Origin of the sequence: Campylobacter lari subsp. lari (genome assembly GCF_013372185.1) — a bacterium.
In the GTDB taxonomy this organism is placed as follows: domain Bacteria; phylum Campylobacterota; class Campylobacteria; order Campylobacterales; family Campylobacteraceae; genus Campylobacter_D; species Campylobacter_D lari.
Genome location: NZ_CP053830.1, coordinates 73,482 through 91,558 on the forward strand (window position 1 = coordinate 73,482; position 18,077 = coordinate 91,558).

At 31.1% G+C, this 18,077-nt stretch carries 21 protein-coding genes and 1 pseudogene; 19 read left to right on the plus strand and 3 right to left on the minus strand.

The genetic code is table 11. The features are described from left to right. Positions 1 to 19 precede the first annotated feature (19 nt). Positions 20 to 775, plus strand: a complete 756-nt coding sequence (gene map, locus CLLT_RS00435; protein ID WP_070255687.1) for a type I methionyl aminopeptidase — start codon at positions 20 to 22, stop codon at positions 773 to 775. A 16-nt stretch (positions 776 to 791) separates the two neighbouring features. Here map and CLLT_RS00440 read toward each other — a convergent pair whose 3' ends face one another. The 3 genes and pseudogenes from CLLT_RS00440 to CLLT_RS00450 all read right to left on the minus strand — a co-directional run bounded on the left by CLLT_RS00440 (position 792) and on the right by CLLT_RS00450 (position 4,847). After that, positions 792 to 2,594, minus strand: coding sequence for a methyl-accepting chemotaxis protein (locus CLLT_RS00440; protein WP_012660839.1), 1,803 nt, complete (start codon positions 2,592 to 2,594; stop codon positions 792 to 794). Beyond that, positions 2,578 to 3,501, minus strand: a complete 924-nt coding sequence (locus tag CLLT_RS00445; RefSeq protein WP_370510396.1) for a cytochrome-c peroxidase — start codon at positions 3,499 to 3,501, stop codon at positions 2,578 to 2,580. Before CLLT_RS00445 ends, CLLT_RS00440 begins: the two co-directional genes overlap by 17 nt. A gap of 53 nt (positions 3,502 to 3,554) precedes the next feature. Then, positions 3,555 to 4,847 (minus strand): annotated as a pseudogene (locus tag CLLT_RS00450) (MFS transporter). 133 nt (positions 4,848 to 4,980) lie between these two features. Between CLLT_RS00450 and infA the strand changes: the two are divergent. From infA to CLLT_RS00540, 18 genes are all read left to right on the plus strand, one after another. After that, complete coding sequence (infA, locus tag CLLT_RS00455; RefSeq protein ID WP_012660842.1) at positions 4,981 to 5,199, plus strand: translation initiation factor IF-1; 219 nt, start codon at positions 4,981 to 4,983, stop codon at positions 5,197 to 5,199. 176 nt (positions 5,200 to 5,375) lie between these two features. Continuing rightward, a complete protein-coding gene (gene rpmJ / locus CLLT_RS00460) occupies positions 5,376 to 5,489 on the plus strand; it encodes a 50S ribosomal protein L36 (protein WP_002781429.1) in 114 nt (37 codons plus the stop codon). A 3-nt stretch (positions 5,490 to 5,492) separates the two neighbouring features. Beyond that, the gene (gene rpsM, locus CLLT_RS00465; protein WP_012660843.1) at positions 5,493 to 5,858 is read left to right on the plus strand and encodes a 30S ribosomal protein S13; all 366 of its coding nucleotides are present in this window, start codon (positions 5,493 to 5,495) and stop codon (positions 5,856 to 5,858) included. A gap of 9 nt (positions 5,859 to 5,867) precedes the next feature. Continuing rightward, complete coding sequence (gene rpsK, locus CLLT_RS00470) at positions 5,868 to 6,260, plus strand: 30S ribosomal protein S11 (protein ID WP_012660844.1); 393 nt, start codon at positions 5,868 to 5,870, stop codon at positions 6,258 to 6,260. Between the two features lie 30 nt (positions 6,261 to 6,290). After that, a complete protein-coding gene (gene rpsD, locus CLLT_RS00475; RefSeq protein WP_012660845.1) occupies positions 6,291 to 6,917 on the plus strand; it encodes a 30S ribosomal protein S4 in 627 nt (208 codons plus the stop codon). Between the two features lie 14 nt (positions 6,918 to 6,931). After that, positions 6,932 to 7,945, plus strand: a complete 1,014-nt coding sequence (locus tag CLLT_RS00480; protein WP_012660846.1) for a DNA-directed RNA polymerase subunit alpha — start codon at positions 6,932 to 6,934, stop codon at positions 7,943 to 7,945. 3 nt (positions 7,946 to 7,948) lie between these two features. Beyond that, the gene (gene rplQ / locus CLLT_RS00485; protein WP_012660847.1) at positions 7,949 to 8,302 is read left to right on the plus strand and encodes a 50S ribosomal protein L17; all 354 of its coding nucleotides are present in this window, start codon (positions 7,949 to 7,951) and stop codon (positions 8,300 to 8,302) included. Positions 8,303 to 8,412: 110 nt separating this feature from the next. Next, positions 8,413 to 9,312, plus strand: coding sequence for an ATP phosphoribosyltransferase (hisG, locus tag CLLT_RS00490; protein WP_012660848.1), 900 nt, complete (start codon positions 8,413 to 8,415; stop codon positions 9,310 to 9,312). 9 nt (positions 9,313 to 9,321) lie between these two features. Further along, positions 9,322 to 10,602 (plus strand): histidinol dehydrogenase, encoded by a 1,281-nt coding sequence (hisD, locus tag CLLT_RS00495; RefSeq protein WP_070255684.1) that lies wholly within the window; start codon positions 9,322 to 9,324, stop codon positions 10,600 to 10,602. Continuing rightward, positions 10,599 to 11,666 (plus strand): bifunctional histidinol-phosphatase/imidazoleglycerol-phosphate dehydratase HisB, encoded by a 1,068-nt coding sequence (gene hisB / locus CLLT_RS00500; protein ID WP_070255681.1) that lies wholly within the window; start codon positions 10,599 to 10,601, stop codon positions 11,664 to 11,666. The genes hisD and hisB overlap by 4 nt, the downstream gene beginning before the upstream one ends. After that, entirely contained in the window at positions 11,663 to 12,217 is a 555-nt protein-coding gene (locus CLLT_RS00505) for a hypothetical protein (protein ID WP_070255678.1), read from the plus strand. Before hisB ends, CLLT_RS00505 begins: the two co-directional genes overlap by 4 nt. Next, positions 12,214 to 13,059 (plus strand): DNA-methyltransferase, encoded by an 846-nt coding sequence (locus CLLT_RS00510; RefSeq protein ID WP_070255676.1) that lies wholly within the window; start codon positions 12,214 to 12,216, stop codon positions 13,057 to 13,059. Before CLLT_RS00505 ends, CLLT_RS00510 begins: the two co-directional genes overlap by 4 nt. Next, positions 13,056 to 13,637 carry an imidazole glycerol phosphate synthase subunit HisH gene (gene hisH, locus CLLT_RS00515; protein ID WP_074692207.1) on the plus strand — a complete coding sequence of 194 codons (582 nt, stop codon included), beginning with the start codon at positions 13,056 to 13,058 and terminating at the stop codon, positions 13,635 to 13,637. Before CLLT_RS00510 ends, hisH begins: the two co-directional genes overlap by 4 nt. A 6-nt stretch (positions 13,638 to 13,643) precedes the next feature. Further along, the gene (gene hisA, locus CLLT_RS00520; protein WP_070255670.1) at positions 13,644 to 14,378 is read left to right on the plus strand and encodes a 1-(5-phosphoribosyl)-5-[(5-phosphoribosylamino)methylideneamino]imidazole-4-carboxamide isomerase; all 735 of its coding nucleotides are present in this window, start codon (positions 13,644 to 13,646) and stop codon (positions 14,376 to 14,378) included. Next, complete coding sequence (gene hisF, locus CLLT_RS00525; RefSeq protein WP_074692204.1) at positions 14,360 to 15,127, plus strand: imidazole glycerol phosphate synthase subunit HisF; 768 nt, start codon at positions 14,360 to 14,362, stop codon at positions 15,125 to 15,127. The genes hisA and hisF overlap by 19 nt, the downstream gene beginning before the upstream one ends. A gap of 11 nt (positions 15,128 to 15,138) precedes the next feature. Beyond that, positions 15,139 to 15,765 carry a bifunctional phosphoribosyl-AMP cyclohydrolase/phosphoribosyl-ATP diphosphatase HisIE gene (hisIE, locus tag CLLT_RS00530; protein ID WP_070255666.1) on the plus strand — a complete coding sequence of 209 codons (627 nt, stop codon included), beginning with the start codon at positions 15,139 to 15,141 and terminating at the stop codon, positions 15,763 to 15,765. A gap of 626 nt (positions 15,766 to 16,391) precedes the next feature. After that, a complete protein-coding gene (locus CLLT_RS08020) occupies positions 16,392 to 17,033 on the plus strand; it encodes a methyl-accepting chemotaxis protein (RefSeq protein ID WP_255198460.1) in 642 nt (213 codons plus the stop codon). 344 nt (positions 17,034 to 17,377) lie between these two features. Then, a complete protein-coding gene (locus CLLT_RS00540; RefSeq protein WP_074692202.1) occupies positions 17,378 to 17,983 on the plus strand; it encodes an NYN domain-containing protein in 606 nt (201 codons plus the stop codon). Positions 17,984 to 18,077: the final 94 nt, after the last annotated feature.

The following is an 18,077-nucleotide window of genomic DNA, read 5'->3' on the forward strand; positions in this document are numbered from 1 at the left end:
AATTTTAAGGAAAATATAAATGATAGAAATCAAAAAACCAGCAGAGATAGAAAAACTACGCAAAGCAAATGAGCTTGTAGCTAGAACGCTTGATTATCTAGAAACTATCATAGTTCCAGGTATGAGTTTAAAAGAAATTGATATTAAAGCAGAAGAATTTATACTTGATCATGGTGCAAAACCATCTTTTAAAGGCTTGTATGGTTTTCCAGGTAGCATTTGCATTTCACTTAATCAAGCTTGCATTCATGGTGTGGGCGATGAGCGTGTTTTAAAAGAAGGTGATATTTTAGGTCTTGATGTGGGCACTTGTATAGATGGATATTATGGCGATGCAGCAAGGACTATACCTATAGGTAAAATTTCAGCTACAGATGAAGCATTAATTGCTTGTGCAAAAGATGCTTTATATTATGCTATAGATATCATTAAAGAGGGTATGCGTTTTAAAGAGCTTTCTTATGAGCTTGGCGAGTTTATTACTAAAAGAGGTTTTGTGCCTTTGAAAGGTTACTGTGGTCACGGCATAGGTAAAAAACCACATGGAGAACCTGAAATTCCAAATTATCTTGAAAATGGAGCTAGTGCTAAAAGTGGACCAAAGATAAAAAATGGCATGGTATTTTGCATAGAACCTATGGTATGCCAAAAAGATGGCACACCTGTGCATTTAAAAGGTAATTGGGAAGCAGGAAGCAAAGATGGTTTAAATGCTGCTCATTATGAGCATTGTGTTGCCATTATAAATGGTAAGGCAGATATTTTATCTAAGTAAGAAAGTTTAGTCTTTCTTACTCAAATGTTTTTAGTTTTTCTGAAAGTTTAGAAGCATTTTCTAAAACATCTTGTGAAATTTGTGTTAAATCAAGGGAGTAATTTTTAACACAATTTGCAAGCTCGGTTACTTTTTCTATATTTTGTTCTAACTCACTCATTTTAGCTTTTGATTCATCACTTTTTTCTTCCATGATTTGTGTAGAATGAATACTTGTTTTTAATTTTTCTATAGAAGTTCCAACTTCACCTTGTAAGATGTTGGCTTTATTGGAAGTATCATTCATGGATTGATGAATTCCATCCATCAAACTTTTATTATCATTGATTTGTTGCACTATGGTTCTTACGGTAGTTTCTATAGCAACTAAAGATTTTGTGGTTTTATCGGCTAGATTTCTAACTTCATCTGCAACCACAGCAAAGCCGCGTCCGTGTTCACCTGCGCGCGCTGCTTCAATAGCTGCATTTAGCGCAAGTAGGTTGGTTTGATCGGCTATATCTTTTATGGTTGTGGTAACTTCTACTATACTATCAGCACTTTGTACTAACATGTCCATAGCGCTTAAAACACTTTGTTCTTTTTCGCCACTTAACAATATAAGCTCTACTAATTCTTTAAGCGTAAGTTCGACTTTAGCCATTACCTCTTGCATATCATGCATATCATTTATAGTATTTTTAGCTAAATTTTGTGTTAAATCTATATGACTTTCCAAGATAGAACTTATTTCATGGACATTAGAAATTTGTTCATGTTGTAAAAGTGAGCTTTGCTGTAAAACTTCAGCATTTTGAGACAGTTTTTGTGAGCTTTTGTGGCTTGAATTTGCAGTTTGTATAGCTTCTAAAATTGAATTTTGTACTATTTGTATAAAAGAGTTTATATAGCCAGCACTTGTAGCTAATTCACTTTTTTTATCAATATTTAATCTTGCGCTTAAGTTTGCATGTTCTCCTGCTAGATTTGCACTTAGTTTTTCAAGCAAAGATATAGGTATGATTACTTTTTTTAATGTTAGTAATATAAAAAATACCAATACAATTAAAGTAAATAAGAAAATTCCTATAGCGGTATAAAGATTGTATTTATTATTAAGATTGATTTCTTGCGTAATGAAACTTTTGTGGGATATGATTTCTTTTTGTAATTCTTGATCAAGATAACTTTGAGAATTATCTTTTAAAATTTTAATTTGGTTTAATATCATTTTGCAGTGTGTGCTAAAAAGTTCAAATAATTCTCGTGGAAGTTGAGAATTTTCTATGTTTAAGCTCGATATTAAACCTTGCAATCTATTTTGAGCCAATGGTTCTAAAATATCCATAGTACCTATGATACTCAAAATATTTCCCATCGTATTAATTTGTTTTGCTTCTTGTGCGCTAAGTGCTATTTTGTTAGTTGCTTTGATGATTTCTTGTTGAATTTCATAAAGATAAAGTTTTGAATTTATAGCGATAGAATTAGCCGATTTAAAATGCTGTAATTGAGTATTTTTTTTCTCAAAAATCGTTTGTATTTTTTTGATGTCAATTTTATTGGCTTTTAAAATTGCTAAAGTATTTTCAAAATCTTGTATTAAAGCAACGCTAGTGTCATAATTTTGCAAATTGAGTTTGTTTTTAAAAATCTCGTCTATTTTAGTATCTAGAATTTCTAATTTTTGAAAAGAACCCATGATGAGTGAATTTTTTTTAGTAGTGCTATAAGTGTTAAAAATAAATAAAGTTAAAGTTAAAAGTAGTACTAAAACTACAGCTGATAAAGTAATAAATTGCTTTAAAAAAGAAAAAGATTTTTTATTTGAGTGGGTCATGGTATTCTCCTGTTAAAGAATTTAAAAAAGCAACTATATCATCAACCACATTTTGTTCTAAAAATTTACCAAGTTGATAATAAGCCATAAATTGCACGCAAGCATCAAGTGTTGGCATAGAACCATCGTGAAAATAAGGCGCAGTTTTAGCTATATTTCTAAGACTTGGTACTTTTACTACAAACTGATCATGAGGATCTTGGGTAATCTCATAGCGTCCTTTCCAGTTTGTTCCATTATCATAAGGTACAAATACCCCCATTTTTTGATACATATTGCCACCTATATTTTGACCTTGATGACAGGCTATACAACCATTAGATAAAAAAGCGTTATAACCTCTTTTTGCCTGTTCACTTATAGCATTTTTTTCACCTTTTAAGTAGCGATCAAAAGGGGAATTTGGAGTTAGTAAGGTTTTTTGAAACTCAGCTAAAGCGTGTGTTATGTTTTCAAAGTTGACTTCTCCATAAAGTTTTTTAAACTCTTTTTCATAAATTGGATTAGCTTTTACAATTTGTATTACTTCACTTTCATCTTTTAAACCCATTTCTTTAGGATTTAACAAAGGATGTTTGGCTTGATCTTGTAAGTCTTTTGCGTTACCTCTCCAAAATTGAGATAGATTGAAAACCGCATTGAAATTTGTAGGTGTATGAAATGGCTCATCTATTATGCCATTAATACCTGTTGAAAAAGTTTTATTATCTACTCCAAATTTTGTAATATCATGACAAGTATTGCAAGATACTTTTTTGTCTTTTGATAAACTTGTATCCATGTAAAGTTTTTTGCCTAAGATAGCCTTTTCTTTATCATAAGGAATACTTTCAGGCAAAGGGGTAATCATTTCAAGTGCTAAAAGTGGTAGCAAAGAAAATATTAAAATAATAAAAGTTTTCATAATTATTTCCTTTTATTTCATTAATTTTTGATTAATAATTTTTCTTAATTATAGCACTAAAATCTTAATTTCTTATAAGTAAATACAGTAGCTAGAAGTGTTGTTGAAGATAAAAATAAAATATAAATAAAAATTCCATAAATAAAAGGATTTTCAGGTCTTATAGCTAAAGAGTGTAGTGCGAATACAAGTTGAGGTGTAAAACCACCTGCTATAGCATAAGCTATATTATATGAAAAAGATATTCCACTAAAACGAATGCTTGGTTTAAAGATTTTACACATCAAAATAGGTGCTAGAGCATTAATGCCACCAAAAAAAACATGCAATAAAATAAAAATATATACTTAAATGCAAAATTTGTGCATAAAAAAAGTAAAAATAAAAAAAGCAAGAAAGACTAAAACCTATTGTAAATATTAAACTAGTAGTTAAAAAGCCAAATTTATCTACCCAAATTCCAGCAAGCAAGGTCCCGCAAGATAAAATCACTATTGCAATCATCTGTATTAAAATAGCATCTATTTTATTAAGAACTAAAATTTCTGGTATAAAATTTGGCATAAGTAGAATAAGTATAATTACACAAGCTGTTAGCATCCATGTTAAAAGCATAGAAGCGATGATGTCCAAAAAAATATTTTTTTCTTTAAAAAATGTTTTTAGTGGGAATTTTTCTAAATTATTTTCTTGATACATTTTTTTAAAAACAGGTGTTTCATCTAGAAATTTTCTAAGATATATAGAAATAATGCCAAAAAATCCACCTATGGCAAATGGAATACGCCAAGCATAATCATAAATTGATTTTTGATCAAAATAATAGTTGATCGCCAATGAAACAACACATCCTAGAAGAATGCCAAAAGCCATAGATGCGTTAATAGCACTAATATAAAAACTATCTTTACCTTCGGGTGCGTGTTCTTTTGCAAATACCCACGCACCAGGCAATTCCCCGCCTATGGCTATACCTTGAGCTATTCTAATAAATAATAAAAATACCGGAGCTAAATAACCTATACTTTCATAAGTAGGTATAAAAGCCAAAGAGAAAGTTGGAAGAACCATGAGTAATATACTTAGCATAAACATTTTTTTACGGCCTAATTTATCACCAAAATGAGCCATAACTATACCGCCAAGTGGTCTAGCTAAATAGCCTGCTGCAAAGGTTCCATAAGTGTTTAAAAGCTTCCAAAAATCACTCATCTCGCTTGGGAAAAAATTTTTTGAGATATAATTAGCAAAAAAGACAAAAATTACAAAATCATAAAATTCCAAAGCCCCACCCAAAGAAGATAGAGAGAGAGTGTTTTATAGTCTTTTCTTTTTAAAGTTTTTAACATTTAAATACTTTCTTTTTGTAGTAATTTTATAATTATAATAAAAATATTAAAAATTGTATAAGAAATATTAAAAATTTAAAAAGAAAATTATGATAAAATAGTACCTTTTTATTTTTTAGAAAGGAGAAAAACATTGGCAAAAGATGATATTATCGAAATTGATGGTAATGTAATTGAAGCTTTACCAAATGCAACCTTTAAAGTTGAACTAGATAATAAACATGTAATACTTTGTCATATCGCTGGCAAAATGCGTATGCATTATATAAGAATTATGCCTGGTGATAGAGTTAAAGTAGAACTAACACCTTATAGTCTTGATAAGGGTCGTATAACTTTTAGATATAAATAAGTCTAAGTTGTTTAAAAGCAAAAGTAGAATATAATTAGCACTTTTGCAGAAATTGCAATTAAACTGTATGAAGAAGTATTTTCAAAATCACCACTTATTTTGAAAATAGTTGGTTATTCAAAAAACCTGGTGCAGTTGTAAAATCAAAGTGGAATTTACATAAACAGGAGAATAGCATGAAAGTTAGACCATCTGTTAAAAAGATGTGTGACAAGTGCAAAGTAGTTCGCCGTAAAGGCGTAGTTCGCATTATTTGCGAAAATCCAAAACACAAACAAAGACAAGGATAATTTATGGCTCGTATTGCAGGTGTGGATTTACCAAAGAAAAAAAGAATTGAATATGGCTTGACTTATATTTATGGTATAGGTTTGCATACTTCAAGAAAAATTTTAGACAAAACAGGAATTTCTTACGATAAAAGAGTTCATGAATTAAGCGAAGATGAAGCTGCAGCTATCCGTAAAGAAATTCAAGAAAACTATATGGTTGAAGGTGATCTTAGAAAACAAGTTGCTATGGATATCAAAGCATTGATGGATTTAGGAAGCTTTAGAGGCTTAAGACACAGAAAAGGCTTACCAGTTCGTGGTCAAAAAACAAAAACAAATGCCAGAACTAGAAAAGGTAAGAGAAAAACTGTTGGTGCAAAATCATAAGGATAAGAAATGGCAAAAAGAAAAGTAGTTAAGAAAAAAGTAGTTAAGAAAAATATTGCAAAAGGTATAGTTTATATCAGCGCAACATTTAACAATACTATGGTAACAGTTACAGATGAAATGGGAAATGCTATAGCTTGGAGTAGTGCAGGTGGTTTAGGATTTAAAGGTTCTAAAAAATCAACTCCTTATGCAGCACAACAAGCAGTTGAAGATGCTTTAAACAAAGCAAAAGAACATGGCATTAAAGAAGTAGGGATTAAAGTTCAAGGACCAGGAAGTGGTCGTGAGACAGCGGTAAAAAGTGTAGGTGCTATGGAAGGTATTAAAGTAACTTTCTTAAAAGATATAACTCCATTAGCTCATAATGGTTGTAGACCACCAAAACGTCGTCGTGTCTAAGAATAAGATATAAGATTTTAGGAGAATATTATGGCAAGATATAGAGGACCAGTTGAAAAATTAGAAAGACGACTTGGCGTAAGTTTAGCAATGAAGGGCGAGAGAAGATTAGCAGGTAAAAGCGCTTTAGATAAACGTCCTTATGCACCAGGTCAGCATGGACAAAGAAAAGCAAAAATTAGTGAATACGGACTTCAATTAAGAGAAAAACAAAAAGCTAAATTTATGTATGGAGTTAGCGAAAAACAATTTAGAAGATTATTTGCTGAAGCTGCAAGAAAAGATGGTAATACAGGTGCGCTTTTAATCCAGCTTTTAGAGCAAAGACTTGATAATGTTGTTTATAGAATGGGCTTTGCAACAACTCGCCGTTTTGCAAGACAACTTGTAACTCATGGACACATTTTAGTAAATGGTAAAAGAGTGGATATTCCTAGTTATAGAGTTGAAGCAGGTCAAAAAATCGAAGTGATTGAAAAAAGCAAAAACAATCCACAAATTTCAAGAGCGATTGAACTTACTGCTCAAACTGGTATAGTTGCTTGGGTTGATGTAGAAAAAGATAAAAGATTTGGAATTTTTACAAGAAAACCTGAAAGAGAAGAAGTTATCATTCCGGTTGAGGAAAGATATATCGTTGAGTTGTACTCTAAATAATAAAGGGTTTTGATATGAGACATATTACAACTTCTGCTTATACACCAACAGAGTTTAGTATTGAAAATATCAGTGATACAGTAGCAAAAGTAAGCGCATGGCCTTTTGAAATCGGCTATGCTATTACTTTGGCGCATCCTTTGCGTCGTTTGCTTTATTCAAGTACAGTAGGTTTTGCTCCAACAGGAGTTAAAATCAAAGGCGTAGCACATGAATTTGATAGTATGCGTGGTATGCTTGAAGATGTAGCATTGTTTATTATCAATCTAAAAAAATTAAGATTTAAACTAAAAACAGATTCTGAAAAAGAAATCGTAACTTTTAGTTTTAAAGGACCAAAAGAAATTTGCGGAAAAGACTTAGATAACGATGTTGTTGAGGTTGTGAACGCAGATAGCTATCTTGCAACGATTAATGAAGATGCGGATTTAGAATTTACCTTAATCATTGAAAAAGGTATAGGTTATGTGCCTTCTGAAGAAGTACAAAATTTCTTAGATCCTGAATTTATAGCACTTGATGCATTCTTTACCCCGGTAAAACATGCGGTTTATGATATAGAAAAAGTGCTTTTTGAAGACAATCCAGACTATGAAAAAGTAGTTTTCACTATAACAACTGATGGCCAAATTTCACCAAGTGATGCTTTTAAAAATGCTTTAGAAGCAATGTATAAACAATTATCAGTGTTTGATAAAATCACTAATGCTCAAAGCGTTGTAAGAAGCCAAACACAAAATAATGAAGTAGAACATGTAAAATTACTTCAAAATATAACTGAGTTAAATTTAGGTGCAAGAAGTTTTAACTGTTTAGAAAAAGCAAATGTAGTTTATATAGGCGAACTTGCTTTAATGAACGCAAGTGAACTTGCAGATTTAAAAAATCTAGGTAAAAAATCTTTAGATGAGATTAAAAGTGTAATGGAGTCTATAGGTTTTCCTATAGGAAATTCAAAACTCAGTGATAGTGCAAAAGAAACGCTAAAGAAAAAAATTACAGAATTAAAAGCACAAAATGAAGGATAATCAATGAGACATAGACATGGATATAGAAAGTTAGGTCGCACTTCTACTCATCGTGCAGCCTTATTAAAAAACCTTACCATTGCTATTATTAAAGCAGGTAAAATAGAAACAACATTACCTAAAGCAAAAGAATTAAGAGGTTATGTTGAAAGATTAATTACTCGTGCAAGAAAAGGTGATTTTAATGCCCATAGAGCAGTTTTTGCTAGCTTGCAAGATAAAGAAGCTACAAACAAACTTGTAACAGAAATCGCACCTAAATTTGCAGATAGAAACGGTGGTTATACAAGAATTATTAAAACAAGAATTCGCCGCGGTGATGCTGCAGAAATGGCTTTCATCGAATTTGTAGCTTGATTTTTAGCCTTTTTAAAGGCTAAAAACTTCTTCTTTTTTACTTACTATTTTTTGTATTTTTATCCATTTTTTGCTACTATTAATCTTTTTAACTACAAAAAAGGAAAAAAATGCAAGAAAATTCAAGATTACGCATAGCTATACAAAAATCAGGTCGTCTAAGTAAAGATTCTATTGCCCTACTTGAGTCCATAGGTGTAAAACTTCGCATACACGATCAAAGTTTGATTGCTTTTTCTACAAATTTACCCATTGATCTACTTAGAGTAAGAGATGATGATATACCAGGATTAATTTTTGATGGAGTAGTAGATCTTGGCATAGTTGGAGAAAATGTTTTAGAAGAAAATGAATTAGAAAGAAAATCAAAAAACGAAAACGCAGATTTTATAATGCTTAAAAAACTCGATTTTGGCGGATGTCGTTTGTCTTTAGCATTGCCAGAAAATAGCGAGTATAAAGGTGTAGAAAGTTTTAAAAATTTACGTATAGCAACTTCTTATCCACAGCTTTTAAAGCGTTTTATGGAAGAAAATAACATTCCTTATAAAACTTGTATGCTAACAGGCTCAGTTGAAGTAGCACCAAGTGCAAATTTAGCTGATGGAATTTGTGATTTAGTTTCAAGTGGTGCTACTTTAAAAGCAAATGGACTTAAAGAAGTTATGGTGATTTATAAATCAAAAGCGTGTATTATCCAAAGAAAAGAAAGCTTGGTTTCACATAAACAAGAATTAATCGATAAATTACTTATTAGGATTAATGGAGTTATGCAAGCAAGAGAGTCAAAATACATCATGCTTCATGCTCCTATTGAAAAGCTAGAAAAAATTACAGCTTTATTGCCAGGTGTTGAAAAACCTACGATTTTACCTTTAGAAAATGATAAAGCTAGAGTGGCGCTACATATGGTTAGCCAAGAAAATTTATTTTGGGAAACTATGGAAGCTTTGAAAAAAGAAGGCGCAAGTGCGATTTTAGTTTTACCTATTGAAAAAATGCTCTCTTAAAGGATAAACATGCAAATACTTGATTTTGAAAAATTAAACCAAAGCGAACAAGAATTAGCACTCAAGCGTCCTGCTATAAGCGCTAATGCACAGGTTAAAACCATAGTAGAGCAAATCATTGAAGATGTCAAAATAAATGGTGATGAAGCTTTAAAACAAATGGCTATAAAATTTGATAAAGTGGAGTTAAATTCCATCAAACTAAGCGATGAAGAACTTAGTAATTTAGCAGAGCAAATTGATGATGAGTTAAAGCAAGCTATCAAAATAGCTTATGAAAATATCTATAAATTCCACAAAGCTCAAGAAAGTAAAACCATAGAAGTTCAAACCTTTGAAGGAGTAACTTGCAAAGTACTAACAAGAGCTATTGAAAAAGTGGGACTTTATATACCAGGAGGTTTAGCACCGCTTTTTTCAACTGCACTTATGCTAGCTATACCAGCAAAAATTGCACAATGTAAATTCATAGCCTTAGCTTCCCCAGCACCACTTCATCCTGCCATTGCTTTTGTAGCAAAACTTTGCGAAGTTGATGCAGTGTATCAAATAGGTGGAGCAGGAGCCATAGCAGCACTTGCTTATGGAACGCAAAGCGTGCAAAAAGTAGATAAAATTTTTGGCCCAGGAAATGCCTTTGTAACTGAAGCCAAAAAGCAAGTTAATAATCATGGAGTAGCTATTGATATGCAAGCAGGGCCTTCTGAGGTGTTAGTTTTAGCGGATGAGTTTGCTAATGCTAAATTTATAGCTTCAGATTTACTTTCACAAGCTGAGCATGGAACAGATTCTCAAGCAATTTTAGTTTGCACAAGTGAAAAATTAGCCAAAGAAGTAGATAGTGAAGTTGCTTTACAGCTTGAAAAACTTTCGCGTAAAGAAATTGCTTCAAAATCTTTAGCACACTCAAAAATCATTCTTGCAAAAGATATAAAACACGCTATAAGCATTTCAAATGACTATGCACCTGAGCATTTGATCATTCATACACAAAATCCATCTAGCTTGCTTGATGATATTATGCATGCAGGTTCAGTATTTTTAGGTGAGTATTCTCCAGAATCCATGGGAGATTATGCAAGTGGGACAAATCATGTATTACCAACTTATGGTTTTACTAAGTCTTATTCTTCATTAGGACTTGCTGATTTTATGAAAAGAATGACTGTACAAGAACTTAGCAAAGAAGGCTTTAAAAAACTTGGTCCTGTGGTGGAAATTTTAGCAGCAGCTGAAGGGCTTGATGGGCATAAAAATGCCGTGAGTTTAAGATTAGAAAGTCTAAAATGAGTGCAAAAATTTTATTTATCGATAGAGATGGCACGCTCATTGATGAGCCAAAAAATGATTTTCAAATTGATTCTTTAGAAAAGCTTGAGTTTGAAAAAGGTGCCATCAATGCACTTTTAAAGTTAAAAAATTTCGGTTTTAAATTTGTTATGGTGAGTAATCAAGATGGCCTAGGCACAAATTCTTTTCCTAGGGAAAATTTTGACAAGGCTCATGAAAAAATGCTAAGTGTTTTTCAAAGTTGTGGTATAGAATTTGAAGATATCTTTATATGCCCGCATTTTGAGCATGAAAATTGTGCTTGTAGGAAGCCAAAAACTGCCATGCTTGAAAACTATATCAAAAATAAACTTTATGACAAAAATAAAAGCTTTGTTATAGGCGATAGAGACAGCGATATGCTTTTGGCGCAAAATCTTAAAATTCAAGGTTTAAAATATGACAAAAACGACTTTAATTGGGAGCAAATTGCTGATTTTATCTTGCAAAATTACCGCAGCGCCTATATAGAGCGTAATACCAAAGAAACTCAAATTCAAGTTAAAATAGCTTTTAATGAAAAAGCAAAAGCTAATATAAAAACAAATATCGCATTTTTTGATCATATGTTAGAGCAAATTGCTACGCATGCAAATATATCTTTAGAGATAAAATGCAAAGGGGATTTAGAAGTGGATGAGCATCACAGTGTAGAAGATGTAGCACTTGCCTTGGGCGAGGCTATCAAAAGCGCACTTGATCAAAAAATAGGCATTGCAAGATATGGCTTTGTTTTACCTATGGATGAGTGCTTGGCAAGTTGTGCGATTGACTTTTGCAACCGACCACATTTAGTTTATAAGGCTAAATTTAAAAAAGAAAAGCTTGGCGAACTTAGCACAGAAATGATAGAGCATTTTTTCTACTCACTAAGCTATGCTATGGGTGCGAGTTTGCATTTAAAAGTTAAAGGCAAAAACGATCATCACAAAGTCGAAGGACTTTTTAAGGCCTTTGCAAGAGCTTTAAAAATGGCTATAAAAATAGAAAATGAAAACCTAGCAAGCTCTAAAGGAGTGATATGATGAATGTAAACATAGTAGAATTAAATTTATACTCTACATCAAGAGAAGCAATTAGAAGAGAGTTAGTTGAGGTGTTCTTAAGAGAATTACCAGGAAATGGAAATCAAGAACAGGCGAGTAAATATTGTTATATTGTAGAAAATGCTGATGGTTATAATATTATATTAAAACGTCCTGCTCCGCTAAATAAAGGATTTGATTTTGTTGTAAATGTAGAAAATTTTTATTTTAATGAAAACAATACAAGACGCCATTCAGCTCCATCGCATGATGATATTTTATCTTTATTGATGAAATATAAGAGTATGTATGAAGAAAATTATTTTAAGATAAGAGATATTATAATACAAATTTATAATTGTGAAAAAGTAGTTTTAAATCAAAATACACAAAATTTTCCAAAGTTTGTTAACTTTGATAACCAAGAATATCCAATTTCTATATTATTATATTGTATTAAATGGTTATTTATAGAACAAGATATTACATATTGGAATTATTCTGGAAGAAGAAAATTTTTTGAAGCTCTTTGTGAGTGTGGACTAGCATGATAATAAAATCTATTTTTACAAGTAAAGATAAACTTTTTCAGCTTTATCAAGATGATTGTAATAAATTATTGCCTCAATTTGAAAATCAAATTGATCTAATTTTTGCAGATCCTCCTTATTTTTTATCTAATGATGGTTTGAGTATCCAAAGTGGTAAAATAGTAAGTGTGAATAAGGGGCAATGGGATAAAGGTGATGATATTGAAAAAATAGATGAGTTTAACTTAAAATGGCTCTCAAATGCAAAAATAGCGCTAAAAGATACTGGAAGTATTTTAATAAGTGGAACTTATCACAATATTTTTTCTCTTGGTAGAATTTTACAAAAACTTGATTTTAAAATTTTAAATATTATTACTTGGCAAAAAACCAACCCACCGCCTAATTTTTCTTGTAGATATTTAACTCATTCTACAGAACAGATTATATGGGCTAGAAAAAGTCCTAAACACAAACATATATTTAATTATGAGTTGATGAAAAAATTAAATGATAATAAGCAAATGCGAGATGTGTGGCAATTTAGCGCTATAGCTCCGTGGGAAAAAAATAATGGCAAACACCCTACTCAAAAGCCATTACCCTTACTTGTTAGATTAATTTTAATGGCAAGTAATGAAAATTCGTTAATTTGCGATCCATTTAGTGGAAGTTCGACTACAGGGATTGCAGCCAATTTATTAAATAGAAAATTTATAGGTTTTGAAAAAGAAGATGAATTTATTAAAATTTCTGTAAATCGTAAAATAGAGTTAGAGAAAAATTTTCAAATGATTAAAAATAAAATTAACGATTTAAAAGTTTTAACAAAAGCAAATTTATTTCAAGAGAGAATAATATGAAACTAGCTATTATAGATACAGGTTGTGCGAATTTGGCTTCTCTTGCTTTTGCACTCGAGCGTGTAGGGCAAAAATGCATTATCAGTAATGATGTAAAAGAACTCTCATGTGTAGATAAGCTTTTACTTCCTGGGGTTGGCACAGCAGCCAAAGCGATGGAAAATTTACAAGCACTTAATTTAGAAAATTTTATCCAAACTACCACAAAACCACTTTTAGGCATTTGTCTTGGTATGCAAATTTTGGGTAAATTTTCAGAAGAATTACGCCAAAAAACACTTGGTATTATGCCTTTTAAAACACAAAAATTCCAAGAAAAAGCAAATTTTACTTTTCCGCATATGGGGTGGAATCAAGTCTTTAGCTCGCATGAGCTTTTTAAAGGCTTAGATGGAGCTTATTTTTATTTTGTGCATAGTTATTGTGTGGGGTTAAATGAATACACCATCGCAGAGTGTGAGTACTCTATCAAATTTAGTGCAAGTTTAAACAAAGACAATTTTTATGGCGTGCAGTTTCACCCTGAAAGAAGTGGCGAAGCGGGTGAAATATTATTAAAAAATTTCATAAATATGTAGGTAAAAATGCAAACTCAAATCATTCCAGCATTGGACTTAATAGATGGCAAAGTAGTAAGGCTTTATAAAGGAGATTATACTAAAAAGCAAGAATACAGCTTTGATCCTTTAGCTAAATTTCAAGAGTATGAAGCTCAAGGCGTTGCTTGGCTTCATTTGGTGGATTTAAGTGGTGCAAAAGATCCTAGCAAAAGACAGCTTAAGCTTATAGAAAACCTAGCTTCTAAGATTAGAGTGAATCTTCAAGTAGGTGGTGGAATTCGCACTAAAGATGAGATTAAAGCTTTGTTTGATAGTGGTGTTAAGCGTGTAGTCATAGGTTCTTTAGCAGTTAAAAATAAAGCCTTTACGCAAGAGCTTTTAAATGAATTTGGCGTAGAAAATATAGTCTTAGCGCTTGATAGTGTTTGCATTAAAGATGAGTTTTTTGTGGCTATTGATGCATGGAGCAAAACAAGCGATGAAAAATTATTTGAGCTTTTAAATTTTTACAAAAATGTAAAGCATATTTTATGCACAGATATTTCTAAAGATGGCACGATGAGTGGAGCAAACATCACTTTATATAAAGCTTTGCATGAGAAATTTCCACATTTACAAACCCAAGCAAGCGGAGGCGTGGCGAGCTTAAAAGATTTTAAAAAGTTAAATGGCATAGTAAGTGGTATCATTGTAGGCAAAGCCTTACTTGATAAAGAATTTAGCATAAAGGAGGCTAAAGAATGCTTGCAAAACGCATAATTGCATGTTTGGATGTAAAAGATGGTAGAGTAGTTAAAGGGGTGCAGTTTAAAAACCATGAGGATATGGGAGATATTATAGAACTTGCTAAATTTTACTCACAAAACGGCATTGATGAGCTTGTATTTTATGATATAACAGCCTCAGCTAAAAATGAGCGTATCAATAGAACTTGGGTAAGTAAAGTAGCACAAAATATCTCTATACCATTTTGCGTTGCAGGGGGCATAAAAAGTGAAGATGATGCAAAAGAACTTTTAGCAAATGGTGCTGATAAAATTTCTATTAATTCCCCTGCTTTAAATGACCCTGATTTAATTTCACGCCTTGCAAAAAACTTTGGAGTTCAATGTGTAGTCGTAGGCATAGATACTTTTAAAGATGAAAACAACGAGCTTTTAGTATATAAATACACCGGAGATGAGAGTAAATCTCATCACAGTGGTAAAAAAACACTAGAATGGGTAAAGCAAGTATGTGAGCTAGGAGCTGGCGAAATCGTGCTAAATATGATGAATCAAGATGGCATGAGAAAGGGCTATGATCTTGATCAACTTGCTAAAGTTAGACAAATTTGTCCCGTACCTTTAGTAGCAAGCGGTGGCGCAGGGGCCAAAGAGCATTTTTTGGACGCTTTTAAGCTTGGTGTTGATGGGGCTTTAGCAGCTTCAGTGTTTCATAAAAAGCTGATAGATATTAAAGAATTAAAACTATTTTTAAAAGATCAAGGCATACAAATTCGTATTTAAAAGGAAAAGCTATGAATATAAATGAAGAAGAATTTATAAAAAGTATAAATTGGCAAAAGGTTAATAACCTTATCCCCGTGATAATCCAAGATTATCATTCTTGTGAAGTTTTAATGCAAGGTTTTATGAATGAACAAGCTCTAAGAGAGAGTTTTAAGCACCAAAAGGTTGTGTTTTACTCACGCACTAAAGAGCGTTTGTGGATGAAAGGCGAGCAAAGTGGGAATTTCTTGCATATTATAGATATGGGGCTTGATTGTGATAGAGATTGTATTTTAATCCTTGTAAAAGCTCAAGGTGCTACTTGTCATACAGGCGATACTTCTTGTTTTGAAGCACTTTCTAAAAAAGCTGATTTTGTATTTTTATCGCGTCTTGAAAGACTTATCAACTCACGCAAAAACACTTGTGCAAGCTCTTCTTACACGGCTGAACTTTTTTCAAAAGGCACTAAACGCATAGCACAAAAAGTAGGTGAAGAAGGCGTTGAAACCGCTTTGGCTGCTACTATTAAAGATAAAGATGAGTTGATAAATGAAGCTGCTGATTTACTTTATCATTTAGAAGTGTTATTGGCCGATGCAAATTTGAGTTTAAATGATGTGATTGCTAAATTAAAAGAAAGAAATACTAAATGATTGTTGCGAAATTCTACATATTATTTTTTAAATAAGATTAATTTAGTTTTATTAACATAAATCAAGAAAATTCAATAACACTTTATGTTAAAAGTCTATAAAACAAAAAAAAGGATTTTAATATGTTTCGTTCATTGTATTTTCGTATGAGAATAATTCATATTGTAGGTATTATAGTTTTGTTGATTAATGCTTATTTTTTTACTCAAAATATAATAGGTCAGATTATCCAATATTTTATGGCTCTCGCTTTGATTTTTCACGACACAGATGAGAAGAAATGGGGTGTGGATATGACTAAAACTATTACTAATGAGTTGGAAAATCTTTCTTTAAATTCTACTAGCAAAATTAATACTTATTTAAGTATAGAAAATGAGAAAATTCTTTCTTTGATAGAAAAATTCAAACAAAAAATCAAAAATATTCTTGTTGTTATCACACAAAAAAGCATCTGTGTAGAAAAAAATATAAAAGGTTTAGATGGTATCTCAAATGCCTTGTTTGATTCTAGTAAAACTATGAAAGAATTGATTGATTATACGCAAGATAAAAGTATGCAAAGTAATGATTTATTAGACAATTTTATAAAAGATATTTTATCAGGAAAAAATAATCAAGAAAATATGTTTGAAGTGGCACAAGAAATCAAATCATTGCTAGAAAATGTAAAAATCATAGTTGAAAAAATAGTTCTTCAAAATTCAGATTTAATCAAGCATTTTGATGATTTGCACTCGAATACACAATCTATTACTAAAATAGTAGAAGCTGTAAGAAATATAGCTGATCAAACCAATCTTTTATCACTTAATGCAGCTATAGAAGCAGCTCGTGCAGGCGAGCATGGAAAGGGTTTTGCTGTGGTAGCTGATGAGATTAGAAAACTAGCAGAATCGACTCAAAATTCTCTTTTAGATATTGATTTAAATGTAAAATCTATCACTCAAAATGTAGATAAAAGCAAGGAAAGTTTAAATTCTAGTAAGTTTAGCGTGGAAAATCTTCTTTTAGAAAGTAATACTACAAGCGAAAAGATAGATAGTTTTGAAACATTATTTCAACAAAATTTTAAAAACATAGAACAAATCATATCTCATAGTTCCACTACTAAAGAAAATTTAAATTTTATAGTAAAAAGTATCAATCACATAGTTGCTTTAGCAGATGAAAATCTTCAAAATTCACATAATATAAAAGAATTTTCAAGATACATAAAAGATGATTTTTCACAATTACAAAAAGAAGTTTCTAATCTATCAAGCTAGTATAAAGTTAAGCGTGATTTCTCACGCTTAATTAAGCAATATTTTTGAAAAGATTCACTAACTATATCGAGTAATTTTAAAAAAACTTTACAAAATTTTTACAAATGCCTTTTTGAAAAGTTATAGCAATTTTAATTTATTATGTTATAATAAATCATCATTGCATAGCGAGAAGTCGTCTAGCCGTTTATTTTTAGATTGACATCTCGTTATGTATTTAGGATTTTTAAGAGTAACCTTAACGAAAACATAAATTTTTCCATCATACAGCCTAGAAAAACCGCAGTTTTAGTAGATTTGTCTTTTTTTATAGAAAGATATAACACTTTAAACATATCAAAGATATGACTCCTGAAGAATTAGCTAAAAGATTAAAAGACTATGTGTTTGAGTCTGTTAAAAGAAATAGAGATTATTTATATAGAGTTTATGTTTATGACTGCGAACCATTAAATAAAAATGTTCCTATGTCACCTATAGAAAAAACAGATAAATCATTAAATCTTGGAAAAACCGATACTTTTAAATTTAGAACTAGTTTGTTAGATTGTCTAAGACAGCAACCATATTTTGCTGTAAGATTGGGCGAGATTGATGAAAATAGTTTTCAATGGAAAATCAAAGATTATAAAAAATTTCAACAGCTTTTGCAAAAAGAAATAAAAATCGATAGTTTAACTGAGGATGATTTTGTTTTAGATATTAGGCAAAAAGGTGTTGATATGAAAATAGGACTAGATATTGCTACTTTGTCTATAAAAAAGCAAATCGAAAAAATCATTCTTATCACTGCAGATAGCGATTTTATACCAGCTATAAAACACGCAAGAAAAGAAGGAGTTATTGTTCAGTTAGATCCTATGAGAGTTCCAAATTCTCAAATCAAAAAAGGTTTATTAGAGCATATAGATATTCTTTCATCAGTTTTTAAAAATACTAGCAATTCTTAATTACACAATTCACATTATAAATTTATACAAGTTTTAGAAATATTTGTATTTTTGGAACACTTATTGCTTTATTTTTGCTAAGCAATAGAATATT